Genomic DNA, 16,996 nt, shown 5'->3' on the forward strand with positions numbered 1-16,996 from the left:
GCGCGCCACTGGCACGCTTGCCCGTTCTTCACGCACCGCGCTGGACCGTCATGACCGATTCCCGCATTGCCTCGCTGCAGCAGGCCTGTCCCGGCCTGAAGCTGAAGACCGAGCCGGCCGACCTGGAGCATTACGGGCGCGACTGGACCCGGCGCTGGATGCCGGCGCCACTGGCGATCGCACTGCCGGCCACGGTCGAAGAAGTGCAGGCGGTGATGCGCTGGAGCACGGAAGAGGGCGTGGCCGTGGTGCCGTCCGGTGGCCGCACCGGCCTTTCGGGTGGCGCAGTGGCCGCCAACGGCGAGCTGGTGCTCAGCCTGGAACGGATGAACAAGGCGCTGGCCTACGACGCGGTCGATCGCACCCTGGTGGTGCAGGCCGGCATGCCGCTGGAAGCCGTGCACAACGCCGCGCTGGAGCACGGCCTGATCTACCCCGTGGATTTCGCCGCGCGCGGGTCCTGCACGATCGGCGGCAACATCGCCACCAATGCCGGCGGCATCCGTGTGATCCGCTACGGCAACACCCGCGAGTGGATCGCGGGATTGAAGGTGGTCACTGCCGACGGCCAGCTGCTGGAACTCAACAAGGGCCTGATCAAGAACTCCAGCGGCTATGACTTCCGCCAGCTGCTGATCGGTTCGGAAGGCACGCTGGGCGTGATCGTCGAGGCGACGGTGAAGCTGACCGATCCGCCGCCGGCCAGCAATGTGATGCTGCTGGCCGTGCCCAGCTTTGAAGTTCTGATGCAGGTGTTCGCCGCGTTCCGCGCGCGCCTGCAGCTGCAGGCCTTCGAGTTCTTCACCGACCGGGCGCTGGAGCACGTGCTGGCGCATGGCGCGCAGGCGCCGTTCGACGAAGTCCATCCGTACTACGTGGTCACCGAGTTCGCGGCCAACGACGAGGCGCAGGAAGCTGCGGCGATGGCGGCCTTCGAGGACTGCATGGGCAACGGCTGGGTCAGCGACGGCGTGATCAGCGCCAGCGATGCCCAGGCGGCCCAGCTGTGGCGCCTGCGCGAAGGCATCACCGAATCGCTGGCGCGCTACAAGCCCTACAAGAATGACGTCTCGGTGCGGATCTCGGCGATGCCGGCGTTCCTGGCCGAGGCGCAGGCGTTGATCGGGCAGGCCTACCCGCACTTCGACGTGGTCTGGTTCGGCCATATCGGCGATGGCAACCTGCACATCAACGTGCTCAAGCCGGACGACACCAGCGACGCCGATTTCGTGGCGCAGTGCGAGCACGTGACCAAGCTGTTGGCGCAGGTGCTGATGCGCTTCGATGGCAGCATCTCGGCCGAGCATGGCATCGGCCTGGTCAAGAAAGGCTACCTGGACAGCACCCGCGGCCCGGCCGAGATCGCCCTGATGAAGGCGGTCAAACGCGCGTTCGATCCCCAAGCGCGGCTGAATCCCGGCAAGCTGTTCGACGTCTGAACCGGGCAAATCCTTCACGTACCCGTTACGCTCCACGCACCTTCACAACCGGCTTCGAACCGATGACCCGTCCGCTCCTGCTGCTTGCCCTGCTGTCCCTGCCGCTGGCCGGCTTCGCTTCCAGTTTTGCTGGCACCTCGGCCGGCTCGGCCACCGGTGCGTCCTCCGGTTCCTCGGGCAGCAGCTCGGGTGATGACAAGGTGGTGCTGGCTGCGCGCGACGATGCCGCCGCATTCGTCGCCAGCGACGGCCAGATCCGGGGTGCGCGCCTGCAGGCGGCGCTGGTCCACCTGCGCGAACAGAGCGTCGCCGCGCAGCAGCAGAGCGACCTGGAACTGGCCCGCGCGCTGCTGGCCCGTTGATCCCGCCTCCGGGTAGTGCCGGCCGCTGGCCGGCAACGCCATGATATCTGCACCCAACGCAGCCAGGCATGGCCTGGCCCTGCTGCTGGTGGCTCCGGCCGTACACGCCAGCGGAGACCTGCGCCTGGATCCAGCAGGGTTGAGCCCTGCACAGCAGCAGCTCGCCAGCCAGACCCTGGCCGACGTGCAGTCATTGCTGCCGGAGGGCCTGCTGCGTGCCTTGCCGGCCCAGGTGCAGGTGCACTGGAGTGATGAGCTTCCCGCCGCGGTGCATGGCCGCGCTTTTGCTGGCCGCATCACGTTGCGCCGCGACCTGCTGGATGACGGCATGCCCGGCAGCCGCCGCGCGCGCCGCAGTGCGCTGGTGCATGAACTGACCCACGTCGCCGACCGTGGCGGTGCGAACTGGTCGCACAGCAGGCGCTGGCGTGACCTCGCGGGCTGGCAGCGCAAGCCCTGGCACCTTGGCCGTGGCGACAACGATTTCCGTGACCGCAGCCCGGATGTCTATGAGCTGACGAACCCGGCCGAGTACCTGGCAGTGAACGCCGAGCATTTCGTGCTCGACGGCGAGTTCGCCTGCCGGCGCCCCGCGTTGGCGAAGTGGTACCAGGCCCATTTCGGAACACCGCCGTCGCTGCCACAGCCGCAGTGCACTACGACGCTGCCCTTGCTGCAGGCCGAATCGGAGGAGGGCGCTGCATCGCTGCTGCAGCTCGACCCGGCGCGCGTCTACGCGGTGGACTACCTGTTCGCCGAAGGCAGTGCGCAGCCGATGAGCCGCTGGGGCCACAGCATGCTGCGGCTGGTGGTCTGCCGGCCGGGCCGCGCGCTTGGGCCGGACTGCCGCTTGGACCTGGAATATCACCGCGTGCTGTCGTTCCGCGCGTTCGTTGGTGACGTTCAGATTTCCAACTGGCGTGGGCTCACCGGTGGCTATCCGTCGCGGCTGTTCGTGCTGCCACTGCAGCAGGTGGTGGACGAGTACACCAAGGTCGAGCTGCGCGGGCTGCAGTCGCTGCCGTTGCAGCTGGAACGCAGCGAAATTGCCAGCCTGCTCGAGCGCACCGCACAGGTGCATTGGAGCTATGACGGGCGCTACTACTTCGTCAGCAACAACTGCGCGGTGGAAACGGCCAAGCTGCTGCAGGCCGGGGTGCCGCGCCTGGGCCAGGCCGGATTGGCCCAGTTGAGTCCGCGCGGGCTGAAGCGTCGGCTGTCCCGGCTGCATGTGCTCGACGAGCAGGTGCTGGCTGACCGCGATTCAGCACAGGCGCAGGGCTATTACTTCGCCTCGGCGCGCGACCACTACCAGCAGTTGTTCGGCGTGGCCGCGGCCCAGCTGGCGTTGCCTGCGCGCGATGTGCGCGGCTGGTTGGCGCTGCCTGCGCAGCAACGGGCACCGTGGCTGCTGCAGGGGGACCTGCGTGCCAGTGCCGGCCTGTTGCTGCTGGAGCAGGCCGCGCAGCGGCGCGCCGAACTGCGTGCGCGCGATGTGCTCAAGCGGCAGCTGCTGGGCGCGCCGGACAGTACTGAGACCCGCAGCCTGCGAGGACTGCTGGAGCAGAGCGGGCAATGGCTGCGCCCTGGAACGCTGCTGCAGGAGGGCGGCTACGGGTTGCCGCTGGGTGACGAGCAGGCGCTGTTGTCCCGGGCCGTGGCCATTGGCAGTGCGCGGGCGGTCCCGGCGTGGCAGGCGCTGCGCGTGCAGCTGCGCCTACAGCTGCCGAACCGGCAGCGCGAGGAAATGGATGCGATCGACGCCAATCTGGATGCACTCGGTGCACACCTGCGCGAGCAGGCCGCAGCACCGCCTACTGGCGCGGCAGCTCGATGACAAAGCGGCTGCCGCCCGCGCTGCCCGGCATGCAGTAGACGCGGCCACCGTGCGCGTCGGCGATGGCCTTGACCACCGCCAGGCCGAGCCCGCTGCCGCCGCCCTGGCGCGAACGCGAACCGTCGGCACGCATGAACGGGGTGAAGATATCCGCGTGCAGTTGCGGGTCGATGCCCGGGCCCTCGTCTTCGATCGATACCTGCACGTGGCCGGGCGTGTCATGCACCGCAATCCGCACCTTTCCCGGACAGGCATAGCGCCGCGCGTTCTCCAGCAGCGCCAGCAACGCCTGGCGCAACCGCGTGGGATCACAGTGCGCGTTGTGTTCCTCGCGGCTGGTTTCCAGTTCCAGCACGAAGCCTGCAGCGCGGAACTGCGGATCGACCAGGGTCATCACCGAATGCACCTCGGCGACCACGTCGGTGCGCGCGCGGCGCACGTCCAGCCGCGCATTGTCGGACAGGCTCAGCACGCGCAGATCCTCGATCAGTCGTGACAGCCCTTCGACCTGGGCAAGGAGGCTGCGGAACTGCGACTCGTCCGGCTGGAATACACCCTCGGCCAGCCCCTGCAGGCGCCCGCGCAGGATCGTCACCGGCGTGCGCAGCTCATGGGCGATGGCCGCGTGCCACATCGCGCGCTCGCTCTCCATGTGCTGCAGGCGGCGCGCCATCGCATTGAAGTCCTCGACCAGGGTCGCCACTTCGCCCGGCGAATTTTCCTCGACGCTGGCGCGTGCGCCCAGGTCGCCGCCAGCGAGCGCGCGCACGCTGTCCACCAGTGAATTCAATGGTGAGAGGATGCGGTGGGCCAGGCGGAACGAAGCGGCGATGGCCAGCGCCAGCCCGGTCAGGATCACGCCCACCATCCATGCCAGTTCCGGCCCGGTCGGCAGCCAGCTCTCCGGCTCCTCGGCACTGCCGGGGAAGAACTCGATCAACACGGCGTACAGCAGCCACGACGACAGGATCATCATCACGATGACGCCGATCACCATCAGCGACATCGAAACGATGATGTGGCGGCTCAGCCCGGAACGGCGCAGGGGGCGCATCAGCGGTCGGCCATCAACCGGTAGCCGACGCCACGCACGCTGGCCGGGACGTTGACCATGCCCACTTCGTCCAGCTTGCGGCGCAGCTTGCTGACGTGGCTGTCGACGGTGCGTTCCAGCGCTTCGCTTTCCGGCAGGCATTCGTGCATCAGTTCGCTGCGGCTGAAGATGCGCGTCGGGGCCAGCGCCATGCAGTGCAGCAGCTTGAACTCAGTGAGGGTGAGCAGCACTTCGTGGCTGTAGCCTTCGCCCTCCACGTGCACGGCATGGGTGGCCGAGTCGATCAGCAGCGGGCCGACGCGCAGCGCGGTGGGCGCGTCCACGCGCGAGGCGCGCAGCGTACGCCGCAGCACGGCGCGTACGCGCGCAGCCACCTCGGCCGGGTTGAACGGCTTGACTACGTAGTCATCAGCGCCCATGCGCAACGCGGTCAGCTTGTCCAGGTCCTGGTCCAGTGCGGTCAGCATGATCACCGGCGTCTCGCCGCGCTGGCGCAGCTGGGTCAACACGCTCCAGCCGTCCAGGCGTGGCAGCTGCACATCGAGCAGGACCAGGTCGGGGCGGGCGCTGCGATGGAGGTCCAGTGCGCTGTGGCCATCGGCGGCGCGCAGCGTGCGCAGCCCTTCGCGTTCCAGGTAGGCGGTGAGAATGTCGGCGATCTCGGCCTCATCCTCGACGATCAGGACGAGGGCGGCGAGGGCAGGGGAGGCATGCATGCTGGGGCGGGGCCGAAAGGTGCTTGCCTCCATCGTATCTCCACAGTACCTCCATCGAAACCCCATCATCGCCACGCACACTGCGCGCTTCAGAACCTATCCGCCGCCTGCGCGGCATTGTGCACAGCAATGAGAACCTTCAGGACTCCGGCCGCGTTGATCGCGGCCCTCGCCCTGGCCATGACGGCCTGCTCCTCCCCCGAAGCCACCCCCGAAGCCACCCCCGAAGCCACGCCACGCGTCAGCGTGATCAGCGTCGGCCCGCAGGTGGTGCAGCGCGATGATGAACTGCCCGGCCGCGTGGCTGCGGTGCGCACCGCCCAGATCCGCGCGCAGGTCGGAGGCATCGTACAGCGGCGCCTGTTCGACCAGGGTGCGGAAGTCAGTGCCGGCCAGGCCCTGTTCCAGATCGACCCGGCCGCGTTCCGGGCCGACGTCGATTCGGCCCTGGCTGCCCTGCAGCGCAGCGAGGCGGCGCTGGCCCGCAGCCGCGTGCAGTCGCAGCGCCTGCATGCCCTTGCCGCCGCGCAGGCGGTCAGCCAGCAGCATCGCGACGACGCCAGCGCCGAGTACGAACAGGCGCGCGCGGCGGTGAATGAGGCGCGTGCGATCCTGTCCCGTCGCCAGCTCGACCTGCGCTATGCCACGGTCAGCGCACCGATTGCCGGCCGTATCGATCAGGCATTGGTGACCGAAGGCGCACTGGTCGGCGTGGCCGATGCCGATCCGATGGCGGTGGTGCAGCAGATCGACCAGGTCTACGTGGATGTACGCCAGCCGGCGGCGCAGCTGGAGTCGCTGCAGCGCAGTGCCGCCGGTCGTGGCGAGCTGCCGGTGACGATCATCGGTGCCGCCGGCAAGCCGCTGCCCGAGCGCGGCCAGCTGCTGTTCTCCGGCATCAACGTCGATGCCCGTACCGGTGATGTGATCCTGCGCATCCTGGTCGACAACCCGCAGCGCCAGCTGCTGCCCGGCATGTATGTGCGCGCGAGGGTGCCGCGCGGTGCCCCGGCCAGTGCGTTGACCGTGCCGCAGCAGGCGGTGCTGCGCAGCGCCGGTGGCCAGGCCTACGCCTGGGTGGTCGGCGCCGACGGCAAGGCGGTGATCCGCACGCTGGAGGTGGACGGCAGTGTCGATCGCCAGTGGCTGGTGCGCGCCGGCCTGAAGGCCGGCGAGAAGGTGGTGGTCGAGGGCCAGGAACGCCTGCAGGAAGGCGTGGTGGTCGATGCACGCGACTGGCAGAAGCCGGTCGCCAGCGCCGGTGCGGTGCAGGCCGGCAGCCAGGGCTGAGCCTTTCCCGGGCCGGCCCCTCCAGGAAAATCCAACATGGCACGTTTCTTCATCGATCGCCCGGTGTTCGCCTGGGTGCTGGCGATCTTCATCATCCTGGCCGGCGTGCTGGCGATCCCGCGGCTGGCGGTGGAGCGCTATCCGGCGGTCGCACCGCCCAGCGTCAGCATCTATGCCAGCTATCCGGGTGCGAGCCCGCAGACGTTGAACGATGCGGTGGTTGGCCTGATCGAGCGCGAGCTGTCCAGCGTCAAGCACCTGCTGTATTTCGAGTCGTCGGTGGACACCTCCGGCGAAGCCTCGATCACCGCCACCTTCAAGCCCGGCACCAACCCGGAGCTGGCACAGGTGGACGTACAGAACCGGATCAAGGCGATCGAACCGCGCCTGCCGCGCAGCGTGCGCCAGAACGGCCTGTTCGTGGAGGCCGCCGATTCCGGCTTCCTGATGCTGGTCGGCCTGCGTTCACCGGATGCCAGCGCCAGCGAGGCGGCGCTGGGCGACTTCATGGCGCGCAACATCATTGAAGAGCTGCGGCGCATCGATGGCGTCGGCCGCGTGCAGTTGTTCGGTGCCGAGCAGGCCATGCGCGTGTGGCTGGACCCGACCCGGTTGACCGGCTATGGGCTGACCATCGGCGATGTGGCTGCCGCCATCGAGCAGCAGAATCTGGAGATTTCGCCGGGACGCATCGGCGATTCGCCGGGTGTGCCGGGCCAACGCATCACCGTGCCGCTCAGCGCCGAAGGCCAGTTGTCCACGCCGGAACAGTTCGCCGCCATCGTGCTGCGGGCCGGTGCTGACGGTTCACGCGTTGTGCTGGGTGATGTCGCCCGCGTCGAACTGGGTGCACAGAGCTATGCCTGGGGCACCCGCGAGGACGGCCATCCGGCCACCGCCGCCGGCGTGCAGCTGCGCCCTGGCGCGAATGCGGTGCGCACGGCGGCGGCGGTACGTGAGCGCATGGCCGAACTGGCGCCGCTGTTGCCGCGCGGGGTGGAGGCGAGCATTCCGTTCGACACCGCTCCGTTCGTCAAGATCTCGATCCAGAAGGTGGTGCAGACGCTGCTGGAGGCGATGCTGCTGGTGTTCGCGGTGATGTACCTGTTCCTGCAGAACTGGCGCTATACGCTGATTCCGGCGCTGGTCGCACCGATCGCGCTGCTCGGCACCTTCGCGGTGATGCTGGCCCTGGGCTTCTCGATCAACGTGCTGACCATGTTCGGCATGGTGCTGGCGATCGGCATCATCGTCGATGATGCGATCGTGGTGGTCGAGGGCGTGGAGCGGATCATGGCCGAGGAGGGCCTGCCGCCGCGCGAGGCCACCATCAAGGCAATGCGCGAGCTCACCGGCGCGGTGATCGGCATCACCCTGGTGCTGACTGCGGTGTTCATTCCGATGGCTTTCGCCAGCGGTTCGGTGGGGGCGATCTACCGCCAGTTCACCGTAGCGATGGCGGTATCGATCCTGTTCTCGGCCCTGCTGGCATTGAGCCTGACGCCGGCGCTGTGCGCGACGCTGCTGCGGCCGAACACCCATGGCCATCACGGACGCGGCGGCTTGTTCGGCGCCTTCAACCGCGGCTTCGAGAAGATGACCGGGCGCTACCAGCGTGGCGTGGCGTCGGTAATGCAGCGCAGCGGGCGGGTGATGGGCGTGTTCGCCGCGCTGGTGGTGGCGTTGTTGCTGGGCTTGCACTGGCTGCCGGGCGCATTCCTGCCGGAAGAGGACCAGGGCTATTTCATGACCTCCATCCAGCTGCCGGCCGAAGCGACGGCCGAGCGCACGCTGGCCGTGGTCGAAGCCTACGAACGCCATGTGGCCTCGCGCCCGGGCATCGGCTCCAACCAGTCGATCCTTGGCTACAGCTTCTCTGGCTCCGGCCCAAGCGCGGCGTTGACCTACACCATGCTGAAGGATTGGGGCGAGCGCGCAGGCGCCACCGCGGCCGGTGAAGTGGAGGCCGCGCAGAAGGCGATGGCCACTGTGGCCGAGGGCGAGGTGATGAGCGTGATGCCCCCGGCGATCGACAGCCTGGGACGTTCGTCCGGCTTCTCGCTGGCCCTGCAGGCGCGTACAGGGCAGAGCCAGGCAGAGCTGCGCGCGGCCCTGCAGCAACTGCTGAAGCTGGCCGAGGCCAGCCCGCTGCTGTCGGAAGTGCATGCCGATGGCCTGCCTGCAGGCACCAGCGTGCGGCTGGACATCGACCGGGCCAAGGCCGAGGCAATGGGCGTGGGCTTCGAACACATCAGCAGTACGCTGTCGGCGGCAATGGGCTCGCAGTACGTCAATGATTTCCCCAACAAGGGCCGGTTGCAGCAGGTAATCCTGCAGGCTGATGCGCCGCATCGCATGGAACTGGAGGACGTGCTGGAGCTGTACGTGCGCAACAGCGAGGGCGGCATGGTGGCGTTGTCGGAACTGGTGACGCCGCACTGGACCGAGGCACCGCTGCAGCTGCAGCGCTATCTCGGTTTCCCGGCGTTGAACCTGTCCGGCGCACCGGCTTCCGGCGTATCGACCGGCCAGGCCATGGCGGAGATGGAGCGGCTGGCCGGAAAACTGCCGTCCGGTTTTGCCCTGCAGTGGACCAGCCAGTCGCTGCAGGAGCGGGAATCGGGGGCACAGGCGCCGTGGCTGTTGCTGCTGTCGATGCTGGTGGTATTCCTGGTGCTGGCGGCGCTGTACGAGAGCTGGTCGATCCCGCTGGCAGTGATGCTTGTGGTGCCGCTGGGCCTGCTCGGTGCGGTTGCTGCGGTGTTGATGCGGGGCATGCCCAACGACGTGTTCTTCAAGGTCGGCATGATCACCGTGATCGGGCTGTCGGCGAAGAACGCGATCCTCATCGTCGAATTCGCGCGGCAGCTGCAGCAGCAGGGGCGCGGACTGGCCGAGGCGGCACTGGAGGCGGCGCGGCTTCGCCTGCGGCCGATCGTGATGACCTCGCTGGCGTTCGCGCTGGGTGTGGTGCCGCTGATGCTGGCGCAGGGCGCGTCGAAGGAAACCCAGCAGGCGATCGGAACCGGCGTGTTCGGCGGCATGGTCAGCGCGACCGTGCTGGCGGTGTTCTTCGTGCCGGTCTTCTATGTAGTGGTGCAGGGGGCGCGGCAGTGGATCGCGCAGCGCCTGCGCAGGCGCCGGCCGATGCCGGAAGGAACCGTGGATGGAACGGGACATCGTTGAAGATCTGCATGAGCGGCAGTTGATGGTGCTGGAGCAGCGCCTGTGTGCAGCGCTGCTGGAAAACGATCACGATGCGCTGACCACGCTGGTATCGCCGGCATTGTTCATGATGGATGGGCAGGGCGGGCGCTTGCTCGATCTGCCATGGCTGGGCGATTGGCTGGCCGGGAACCTGCAGGTGTGCAGCCTGCAGTCGTACGCAGTGGAAACGCTGCTGTGCGGACGCCTGGCGTTGCTGTCCAGCGACGTGCGATTGTCCGTGCGGCAGCAGGGCCGGGAGCGTGAACTGAAGCTGCGCCTGCTGCGGGTGTGGGCCTGCAGTTCCGGGGCGAGCGGCGCGCAGCTTCTGTCGATGGCGATGCTGGCCCCTTGAGCGCGGTCAGGCCACTTTCAGGCCCCGCTCACCGGCAGGTGGTAGGGTCGAGCCTCTCTGTAGTGTCGACAAGGAGTCGAGCCATGCGTGTAGTTCCCAGTCTGTTGGCAGCCTCCCTCGGGTTGGTGCTGGCCGCGTGCCAGCCGGCCCAGCCGCCCGCCGCCAGCGGCAATGATGCCGCGCCGCCGGCCGCGCCCGAACCAGCGGCCAGCACCGGCGCCGGTACCGGCAGCGAGACCACGTACAAGTGCGGTGATCTGAGCGTGCGCGCCACCTTCAACGGCGAGGATGCGGCCACGGTGGTGATCGGCGAGCGTACTTTCGCCATGACCTCGGAGCGTGCGGCGTCCGGCGCCAAGTACGGCGATGGCCAGGGCAACAGCTTCTGGACCAAGGGCAGCGATGACAGCCTGTTGAGCCTGAAGGGCGAGGCCGATCGCGAGTGCCATGCGGTCGAAGCCACTGAAGGCGACGGAAGTGCCGGCAACGCCGCGTTCCGCGCCACTGGCAACGAACCGGGTTGGCTGGCCATCGTTGACGGCGACACGCCCGGCCTGCAGGTGGAAGTCGATTACGGCGAGCGTCGCTTCGATGTGGCCAAGCCCACCGAAGGCGCTGACGGCTGGAGCGGCAAGGCGTCCGACGGTACCGACGTCAAGCTCAGCTTCCAGCGCACCACCTGCCAGGATGACATGAGTGGCGAAGCGTTCGATGCCAAGGTGAACCTGACCATCGGCACCCGCCAGTATCACGGCTGCGGCAACTTCGGCGCGAAGCAGCCGTAAGCCCTCCGTAGAGCCGAGCCCACGCTCGGCTGCAGTGCCTGTGCAGAGCACAACGCAGCCGGGCGTGGGCTCGGCTCTACACAACTACTACTACCGATGCGCCGCCCGCTGCCTGCGGCGAGCACGCCGCAAGCAGGGACAGGCAAGCGACCAGCGCGAGGCGCTTAGTCGGCACGGCCGGCGAATTCGCCGGTGGCGGTGTTCACCAGCACGCGTTCGCCGTTGACGATGTACTCCGGCACCATGATCTCGATGCCGGTGTTGAGCTTGGCCGGCTTCGGGCGCTTGGTGGCGGTGCCGCCCTTCAGTTCCGGCGGGGTCTCGATCACTTCCAGCACCACCGAAGCCGGCAGCTGGATCGCCACCGGCTGCTCGTCGATCACCTGCACGTAGATACCGGTCAGGCCGTCGGTGATGTAGCCGGCGTCGTCGCCGATCACGTCCGCGTCCAGGGTGTACGGGGTGTAGTCCTCGTCATCGAGGAACACGAAGGCATCGCCGTCCTTGTACGAATAGGTGGACTGGCGGCGCAGCAGTTCGACCTCGACCAGGTTGTCGTCGGCATCGAAGCTGGCATCGAGCTTGTTGCCGCCCGGCACGCTGTACATGATGAAGCGGAAGCGGACGTTGCCGCCGCGACCCTGCGGCGAGCTGCGCTCGATGTCGCGGATCTGGTACACGCCGTTGTTGTACTCGACGACGTTGCCCTTCTTGATGTCGTTGGCTTTCATGATGATGTTGGTCGTTGGGGGAGGGCGCCGTCCCGGCGCCCGGGGGGAATCACTTCGGAGCGAGGCGGGTAGCGCCGTCCAGGCGGATGGTCTCGCCGTTGAGGTAGGTGTTGCCGAGGATGAAGCCGACCAGGCTGGCGAAGTCTTCCGGCTTGCCCAGGCGCGACGGGAACGGGATCGAGGCGGCCAGCGACTGCTGCACGGCTTCGGGCATGCCATCGACCATCGGCGTCCAGAACACGCCGGGCGCAATCGTATTGACGCGGATGCCGAAGCGCGACAGTTCGCGCGCCATCGGCAGCGTCATCGACACCACGCCGCCCTTGCTGGCGGCATACGCGGCTTGGCCGATCTGGCCTTCATAGGCGGCGATGCTGGCGGTGTTGATGATCACGCCGCGCTCGCCATCGGTGCCGGCGTCGTTGTGCTGCATGCGGTTGGCCGCGGCCTTGGCCACGTTGAAGCTGCCGACCAGGTTGACCATCACCGTGCCCTGGAAGCCAGCCAGCGGCATCGGGCCGTCCTTGCCCAGCACGCGGCCGGCGCCGAGGATGCCGGCGCAGTTCATCGCCACGTTCAGGCCACCAAGGAACTCGTGGGCCTGGTCGATGGCTGCCGAGACGGCCGCTTCATCGCTGACGTTGACGTTGAAATAGCGGGCCGTGTCGGCACCCAGCCCGGCAACGGCGGCAGCACCCTTGTCGTCGTTGAGGTCGAACAGGGCCACCTTGCCGCCCTGGGCGACGAGGTGCTGGGCCACGGCCAGGCCGAGACCGGAGACGCCGCCAGTGATCACGGCACGTACGGAAGACAGCTGCATTGCACGGTCCTGCAGGTTCGAGAACCGCCGATTCTAACGGAAGCCGCGACCGCCGCTGTTGTGCACTGCGCCGCCGCTGCAGGGCGGCGCAGTGAGGCGGTCAGCCGGCGGCAGCCAGCGCCTGGCCGGTGCGGCTGGCGGTGGCGCGTCCGAGCAGACCGGCCAGCCAACGGCCGGTTTCGGCCAGTGCCGGCAGGTCCACGCCGCTGTCCAGGCCCAGGCCCTGCAGCAGGTAGACCACGTCCTCGCTGGCGACATTGCCGCTGGCGCCCTTCGCGTACGGGCAACCACCGGCGCCGGAGACGGCGCTGTCGACCACGCGCACGCCTTCTTCAAGGCAGGTGGCGATGTTGGCGATGGCCTGGCCATAGGTGTCGTGGAAGTGCACGGCCAGTGCGGCCATCGGAATCTCGGCGGCAACCGCCTGCAGCATGGCCCGTGCCTTGCGCGGGGTGCCGACGCCGATGGTGTCGCCCAGCGAGATTTCGTAACAGCCCATCTGGTGAAGGGCGCGCGCCACCCGCACCACGTCGGCCAGCGGCACCTCGCCCTGGTAGGGGCAGCCGAGCACGGTGGAGACGTAGCCGCGCACGCGCACGCCATCGGCGGCGGCACGGCGCAGGATCGGCTCGAAGCGGGCCAGCGACTCGTCGATGCCGGCATTGGTGTTGGTGCGGTTGAACGCTTCGGAGGCCGCGGTGAACACCGCCACTTCCTCCACTCCCACTGCGCGGGCGCGGTCGTAGCCCTGTTCGTTCGGCACCAGCACCGGGTAGTGGATGCCCGGCCGGCGTTGGATGCCGGCATAGACCTCGGCGGCGTCGGCCAGCTGCGGGATCCACTTCGGGCTGACGAAGCTGGTCGCCTCGATGCTGCGCAGGCCGGTGGCAGACAGGCGGTTGATCAGTTCGATCTTGTCGGCGGTGGACACCGACTGCTTTTCGTTCTGCAGGCCGTCACGCGGGCCGACCTCGACGATGCGGACGTAGTCGCTCATGCGGCCACCTCCATCACCATGCCGATCTGCAGTGGCGCCAGTGCCTGTGGGAAGAAGGTCTTGCTGCGTGCCAGGTCGGCGTTGGTCAAACCAAGATGATCGAGCATGTTCAGGCTTCCGTGACCCAATGGGGGGCGCGCTTGTCGAGGAAGGCGCCCAGGCCTTCCTGGCCCTCGGCGGACACCCGCAGGCGCGCGATCAGGGCGGCATTGTCGCGATCCAGGGCGTCGCGGTCATGGCTGTCACGGACCTGCCTCACCAGCTGTTTGGCGGTGGACGAGGCGATCGGGCCGGCCTTGTCGAGCAGGGCCAGCTGGCGCTCCAGCGCTTCGTCCAGGCGTTCGGGCTCGACCAGTTGGTGGACCAGGCCGATGCGCAGCGCGGTTTCGGCGTCGAAATGCTCGCCGGTGGCGAACCAGCGACGGGCCTGGCGCGGGCCGATGGCCTCGATCACATAGGGGGAGATCACCGCCGGCAGCAGCCCCAGGCGGCTTTCGGTCAGGCCGAATCGGGCCGAGGTGGTGGCAATGGCGATGTCGCAGCAGGCGACCAGGCCGACGCCACCACCAAAGGCTGCGCCGTGGACCCGGGCCAGGGTCGGCTTGGGCAGTTCGTCCAGGGTGCGCATCAGCCGGGCCAGGGCCAGAGAGTCCTCGCGGTTGTCGGCCTCGCTGGCCGCGGCCATGCCGCGCATCCACTGCATGTCGGCACCGGCCGAGAAGGACGCACCGTGCCCGGCCACCACCACCGCGCGTACCGCGTCATCGCGCCCGGCTGCCTCCAGGGCGGCGGTCAGCCGCGCGATCAGGCCGGCATCAAAGGCGTTGTGCAGCTCCGGCCGGTTCAGCCAGAGGGTGAGGACAGCGCCACGGCGCTCGATCTGCAAAGCATCGTTCATGGGATTCCAGGGTCACTCCATACCTGTATGGATCATAGCGGGCCATTGGTCATGGGCCATGACGCGACGCGGGAATGTTAGAATCGAGAACCATTTACATCCAGCAGAGAATGCGCTAGATGACGCTGTCCGAACTGCCGCTGCACACCTCGGCCGTGGTCGAGTCCGTGCAGGACCTCCATGCCAACGATGCCATCGCCCGTCGCCTGCGCGAACTGGGTTTCGTGCAGGGCGAGGAAGTGCGCCTGGTGGCCAAGGGTCCGGTCGGTGGCGAGCCGCTGCTGGTGCAGGTCGGGTTCACTCGGTTCGCACTGCGGATCAGTGAAGCCAAGCGCGTCGTGGTCGACGCCAATCGCCAGGAGCGTCGCGCATGACCGCTGCAGCCTCTACCGCACCCCTGCGCATCGCGCTGGTCGGAAACCCCAACAGCGGCAAGACCGCGCTGTTCAACCAGCTGACCGGCAGCCGGCAGAAGGTCGCCAACTACACCGGCGTCACCGTCGAACGCAAGGAAGGCCGCCTGCGTGCGCCGTCCGGCCGTGAATTCGCGGTGCTCGACCTGCCGGGCGCCTACAGCCTGCACCCGGCCAGCCTGGACGAAGCGATCACCCGCGACCTGTGCCGGGGCTTCTACCCGGGCGAAGCCGCTCCTGACGTGCTGCTGTGCGTGATCGACGCCACCAACCTGCGCCTGCACCTGCGCTTCGCGCTGGAACTGCGTGAGCTGGGCAAGCCGATGGTGGTGGCGCTGAACATGGTCGATGCGGCCCAGCGCCGCGGCATCCAGGTGGATGTGGCCGCGCTGGAGCGCGAGCTGGGCGTGCCGGTGGTGGAGACCGTGGCGGTGCGCAAGCAGGGCGCCAAGGCCCTGGTGGAGCGTCTCGACGCCATGGTGCCGCACCTGGATGCGCCGGTGCCGGGCCCGGAAGGTGGCATCGATTACCACGCCAAGGTGCGCGGGATCCTGTCGGTGGCCGTGCGCATGCCGGCGCGGACCGCAAAGATCGACGACACACTGGACCGCTGGCTCCTGCACCCGGTGTTCGGCCTGATCACCCTGGTTGTGGTGATGTTCCTGATCTTCCAGGCGGTGTTCGCCTGGGCGACGCCGCTGATGGATGGCATCGAGGCCGGCTTCGCCTGGCTCGGTGAGCTGGCCGCCAGCGTGTTGCCGGCAGGGCCGCTGACCAGTCTGCTGACCGACGGCATCATCGCCGGCCTGGGGGGCGTGGTGGTGTTCCTGCCACAGATCCTGATTCTGTTCGCCTTCATCCTGGCGCTGGAAGAGTCCGGCTACCTGCCGCGTGCGGCGTTCCTGCTCGACCGGATGATGGCGGCGGCCGGCCTGTCGGGGCGGTCGTTCATCCCGTTGCTGTCCAGCTTTGCCTGCGCGGTGCCCGGCATCATGGCCACGCGCAGCATCCAGGACCCGCGTGACCGCCTGGCCACGATCCTGGTGGCACCGCTGATGACCTGCTCGGCACGCCTGCCGGTCTATGCACTGCTGATCGGCGCGTTCATTCCTGCCGGCAGGATCGGCATCTTCAATCAGCAGGGCCTGGTGCTGTTCGGCCTGTATGTGGCCGGTATCCTCAGCGCGCTGGTGATGTCGTGGGTGATGAAGAAGTGGCGCCGCGACAAGAGCGAGCACCCGTTGATGCTGGAGCTGCCGTCGTACCGCATTCCGCATCCGCGTGACCTCGCCGTTGGCCTGTACGAGCGCGGCATGATCTTCCTCAAGCGCGTCGGCGGCATCATCCTGGCGCTGACCATCCTGTTGTGGTTCCTGCTGTCGTTCCCGGGCGCGCCCGCCGACGCGACGATGCCGGCCATCGATTACAGCTACGCCGGCCAGATCGGCCATGCGATGACGGCGATCTTCGCGCCGCTGGGCTTCAACTGGCAGATCTGCATCGCGCTGATTCCGGGCCTTGCTGCGCGTGAAGTGGCGGTGTCCTCGCTGGCGACGGTGTATGCGCTGTCGGCTGCCGATGACGACGCGGCGATCTCCGCATTGTCGCCGGTGGTGGCGGATGGCTGGTCGCTGGCTACTGGCCTGGCCTTGCTGGTGTGGTTCATCTACGCCCCGATGTGCATCTCGACGCTGGCCACCATCAAGCGCGAGACCAACTCGTGGAAGCAGATGGGCTTCGCCGCGTTCTACCTGTTCGCGGCGGCCTACGTTGCCGCGCTGATCACCTACCAGGTGACCAAGGCGCTGGGAGGCGGCTGATGGACCGTGGATTGCTGCTGCAGTACATGATCGTCGCGGTGGCCGTGCTGGTCAGTGCGTGGGTGGTGCTGAAGAAGCAGTTCCCGGGCACCGTGCGCAGGCTGCGCGGGGCACTGGCACTGGCGCTACTGAAGCCGGGCCGCGCCGCCTGGCTGCAGGCGCTGGGGCGGAAGATCGCACCGCCGGCCACGGGTGGCGGTGGTGCCTGTGGCGGTTGCGACAGCTGCGGGCCGACCGGGAAGTAGCGTCGAGCTTGCTCGACTGTGGCCGCCTGG

The 16,996-nt window shown here is 68.1% G+C and carries 16 protein-coding genes and 1 pseudogene; 10 read left to right on the forward strand and 7 right to left on the reverse strand.

Annotated features, from left to right (window positions below; all coding sequences use genetic code 11):
• The first annotated feature begins 50 nt into the window (after positions 1-50).
• The 3 genes from V3B30_RS20210 (at position 51) to V3B30_RS20220 (ending at position 3,638) form a co-directional block, all read left to right on the forward strand.
• Positions 51-1,439, forward strand: coding sequence for an FAD-binding oxidoreductase (locus V3B30_RS20210; protein WP_262083458.1), 1,389 nt, complete (start codon positions 51-53; stop codon positions 1,437-1,439).
• Between the two features lie 62 nt (positions 1,440-1,501).
• Positions 1,502-1,801: a DUF2388 domain-containing protein gene (locus V3B30_RS20215; RefSeq protein ID WP_100472140.1), complete on the forward strand. Its 300-nt coding sequence runs from the start codon at positions 1,502-1,504 to the stop codon at positions 1,799-1,801.
• 40 nt (positions 1,802-1,841) lie between these two features.
• On the forward strand, positions 1,842-3,638 hold the full coding sequence (locus tag V3B30_RS20220; protein WP_262083459.1) for a DUF4105 domain-containing protein: 1,797 nt from the start codon (positions 1,842-1,844) through the stop codon (positions 3,636-3,638).
• On the opposite strand, the gene V3B30_RS20225 is transcribed toward V3B30_RS20220, so the two are convergent.
• Both V3B30_RS20225 and V3B30_RS20230 read right to left on the reverse strand, forming a co-directional pair.
• Entirely contained in the window at positions 3,616-4,692 is a 1,077-nt protein-coding gene (locus V3B30_RS20225) for an ATP-binding protein (RefSeq protein WP_100472142.1), read from the reverse strand. The genes V3B30_RS20220 and V3B30_RS20225 overlap by 23 nt on opposite strands.
• Entirely contained in the window at positions 4,692-5,408 is a 717-nt protein-coding gene (locus tag V3B30_RS20230) for a response regulator (RefSeq protein WP_262083460.1), read from the reverse strand. The genes V3B30_RS20225 and V3B30_RS20230 overlap by 1 nt, the downstream gene beginning before the upstream one ends.
• Positions 5,409-5,537: 129 nt before the next feature.
• On the opposite strand from V3B30_RS20230, the gene V3B30_RS20235 reads away from it, so the two are divergent.
• The 4 genes from V3B30_RS20235 (at position 5,538) to V3B30_RS20250 (ending at position 11,042) form a co-directional block, all read left to right on the forward strand.
• Entirely contained in the window at positions 5,538-6,698 is a 1,161-nt protein-coding gene (locus tag V3B30_RS20235) for an efflux RND transporter periplasmic adaptor subunit (RefSeq protein ID WP_262083461.1), read from the forward strand.
• A gap of 36 nt (positions 6,699-6,734) precedes the next feature.
• Entirely contained in the window at positions 6,735-9,884 is a 3,150-nt protein-coding gene (locus V3B30_RS20240; protein WP_262083462.1) for a multidrug efflux RND transporter permease subunit, read from the forward strand.
• Positions 9,865-10,257: a nuclear transport factor 2 family protein gene (locus V3B30_RS20245; protein WP_262083463.1), complete on the forward strand. Its 393-nt coding sequence runs from the start codon at positions 9,865-9,867 to the stop codon at positions 10,255-10,257. Before V3B30_RS20240 ends, V3B30_RS20245 begins: the two co-directional genes overlap by 20 nt.
• 83 nt (positions 10,258-10,340) lie before the next feature.
• The gene (locus V3B30_RS20250; RefSeq protein WP_262083464.1) at positions 10,341-11,042 is read left to right on the forward strand and encodes an MliC family protein; all 702 of its coding nucleotides are present in this window, start codon (positions 10,341-10,343) and stop codon (positions 11,040-11,042) included.
• A gap of 164 nt (positions 11,043-11,206) precedes the next feature.
• On the opposite strand, the gene yeiP is transcribed toward V3B30_RS20250, so the two are convergent.
• From yeiP to V3B30_RS20275, 5 genes and pseudogenes are all read right to left on the reverse strand, one after another.
• Positions 11,207-11,773 carry an elongation factor P-like protein YeiP gene (yeiP, locus tag V3B30_RS20255; protein ID WP_005409468.1) on the reverse strand — a complete coding sequence of 189 codons (567 nt, stop codon included), beginning with the start codon at positions 11,771-11,773 and terminating at the stop codon, positions 11,207-11,209.
• Between the two features lie 49 nt (positions 11,774-11,822).
• The gene (locus V3B30_RS20260) at positions 11,823-12,593 is read right to left on the reverse strand and encodes an SDR family oxidoreductase (protein ID WP_262083465.1); all 771 of its coding nucleotides are present in this window, start codon (positions 12,591-12,593) and stop codon (positions 11,823-11,825) included.
• A 100-nt stretch (positions 12,594-12,693) separates the two neighbouring features.
• Positions 12,694-13,590, reverse strand: a complete 897-nt coding sequence (locus V3B30_RS20265; protein WP_008268685.1) for a hydroxymethylglutaryl-CoA lyase — start codon at positions 13,588-13,590, stop codon at positions 12,694-12,696.
• Positions 13,590-13,697: pseudogene (locus V3B30_RS20270) on the reverse strand (VOC family protein); the annotation flags it as partial. The pseudogene V3B30_RS20270 and the gene V3B30_RS20265, both read right to left, overlap by 1 nt.
• Positions 13,698-13,699: 2 nt before the next feature.
• Positions 13,700-14,488: an enoyl-CoA hydratase/isomerase family protein gene (locus tag V3B30_RS20275; RefSeq protein WP_100472150.1), complete on the reverse strand. Its 789-nt coding sequence runs from the start codon at positions 14,486-14,488 to the stop codon at positions 13,700-13,702.
• Between the two features lie 119 nt (positions 14,489-14,607).
• Here V3B30_RS20275 and V3B30_RS20280 point away from each other — a divergent pair, with 119 nt between their 5' ends.
• Genes V3B30_RS20280 through V3B30_RS20290 form a run of 3 tightly spaced genes read left to right on the forward strand, consistent with a single transcriptional unit; the run spans position 14,608 to position 16,966 of the window.
• Positions 14,608-14,862, forward strand: coding sequence for a FeoA family protein (locus V3B30_RS20280; RefSeq protein ID WP_100472151.1), 255 nt, complete (start codon positions 14,608-14,610; stop codon positions 14,860-14,862).
• Entirely contained in the window at positions 14,859-16,721 is a 1,863-nt protein-coding gene (gene feoB / locus V3B30_RS20285) for a ferrous iron transport protein B (protein ID WP_100472152.1), read from the forward strand. The genes V3B30_RS20280 and feoB overlap by 4 nt, the downstream gene beginning before the upstream one ends.
• Entirely contained in the window at positions 16,721-16,966 is a 246-nt protein-coding gene (locus tag V3B30_RS20290) for a DUF6587 family protein (protein WP_262083466.1), read from the forward strand. Before feoB ends, V3B30_RS20290 begins: the two co-directional genes overlap by 1 nt.
• Positions 16,967-16,996: the final 30 nt, after the last annotated feature.

Source organism: Stenotrophomonas sp. SMYL41 (assembly GCF_036319965.1).
Lineage (GTDB): Bacteria > Pseudomonadota > Gammaproteobacteria > Xanthomonadales > Xanthomonadaceae > Stenotrophomonas > Stenotrophomonas maltophilia_R.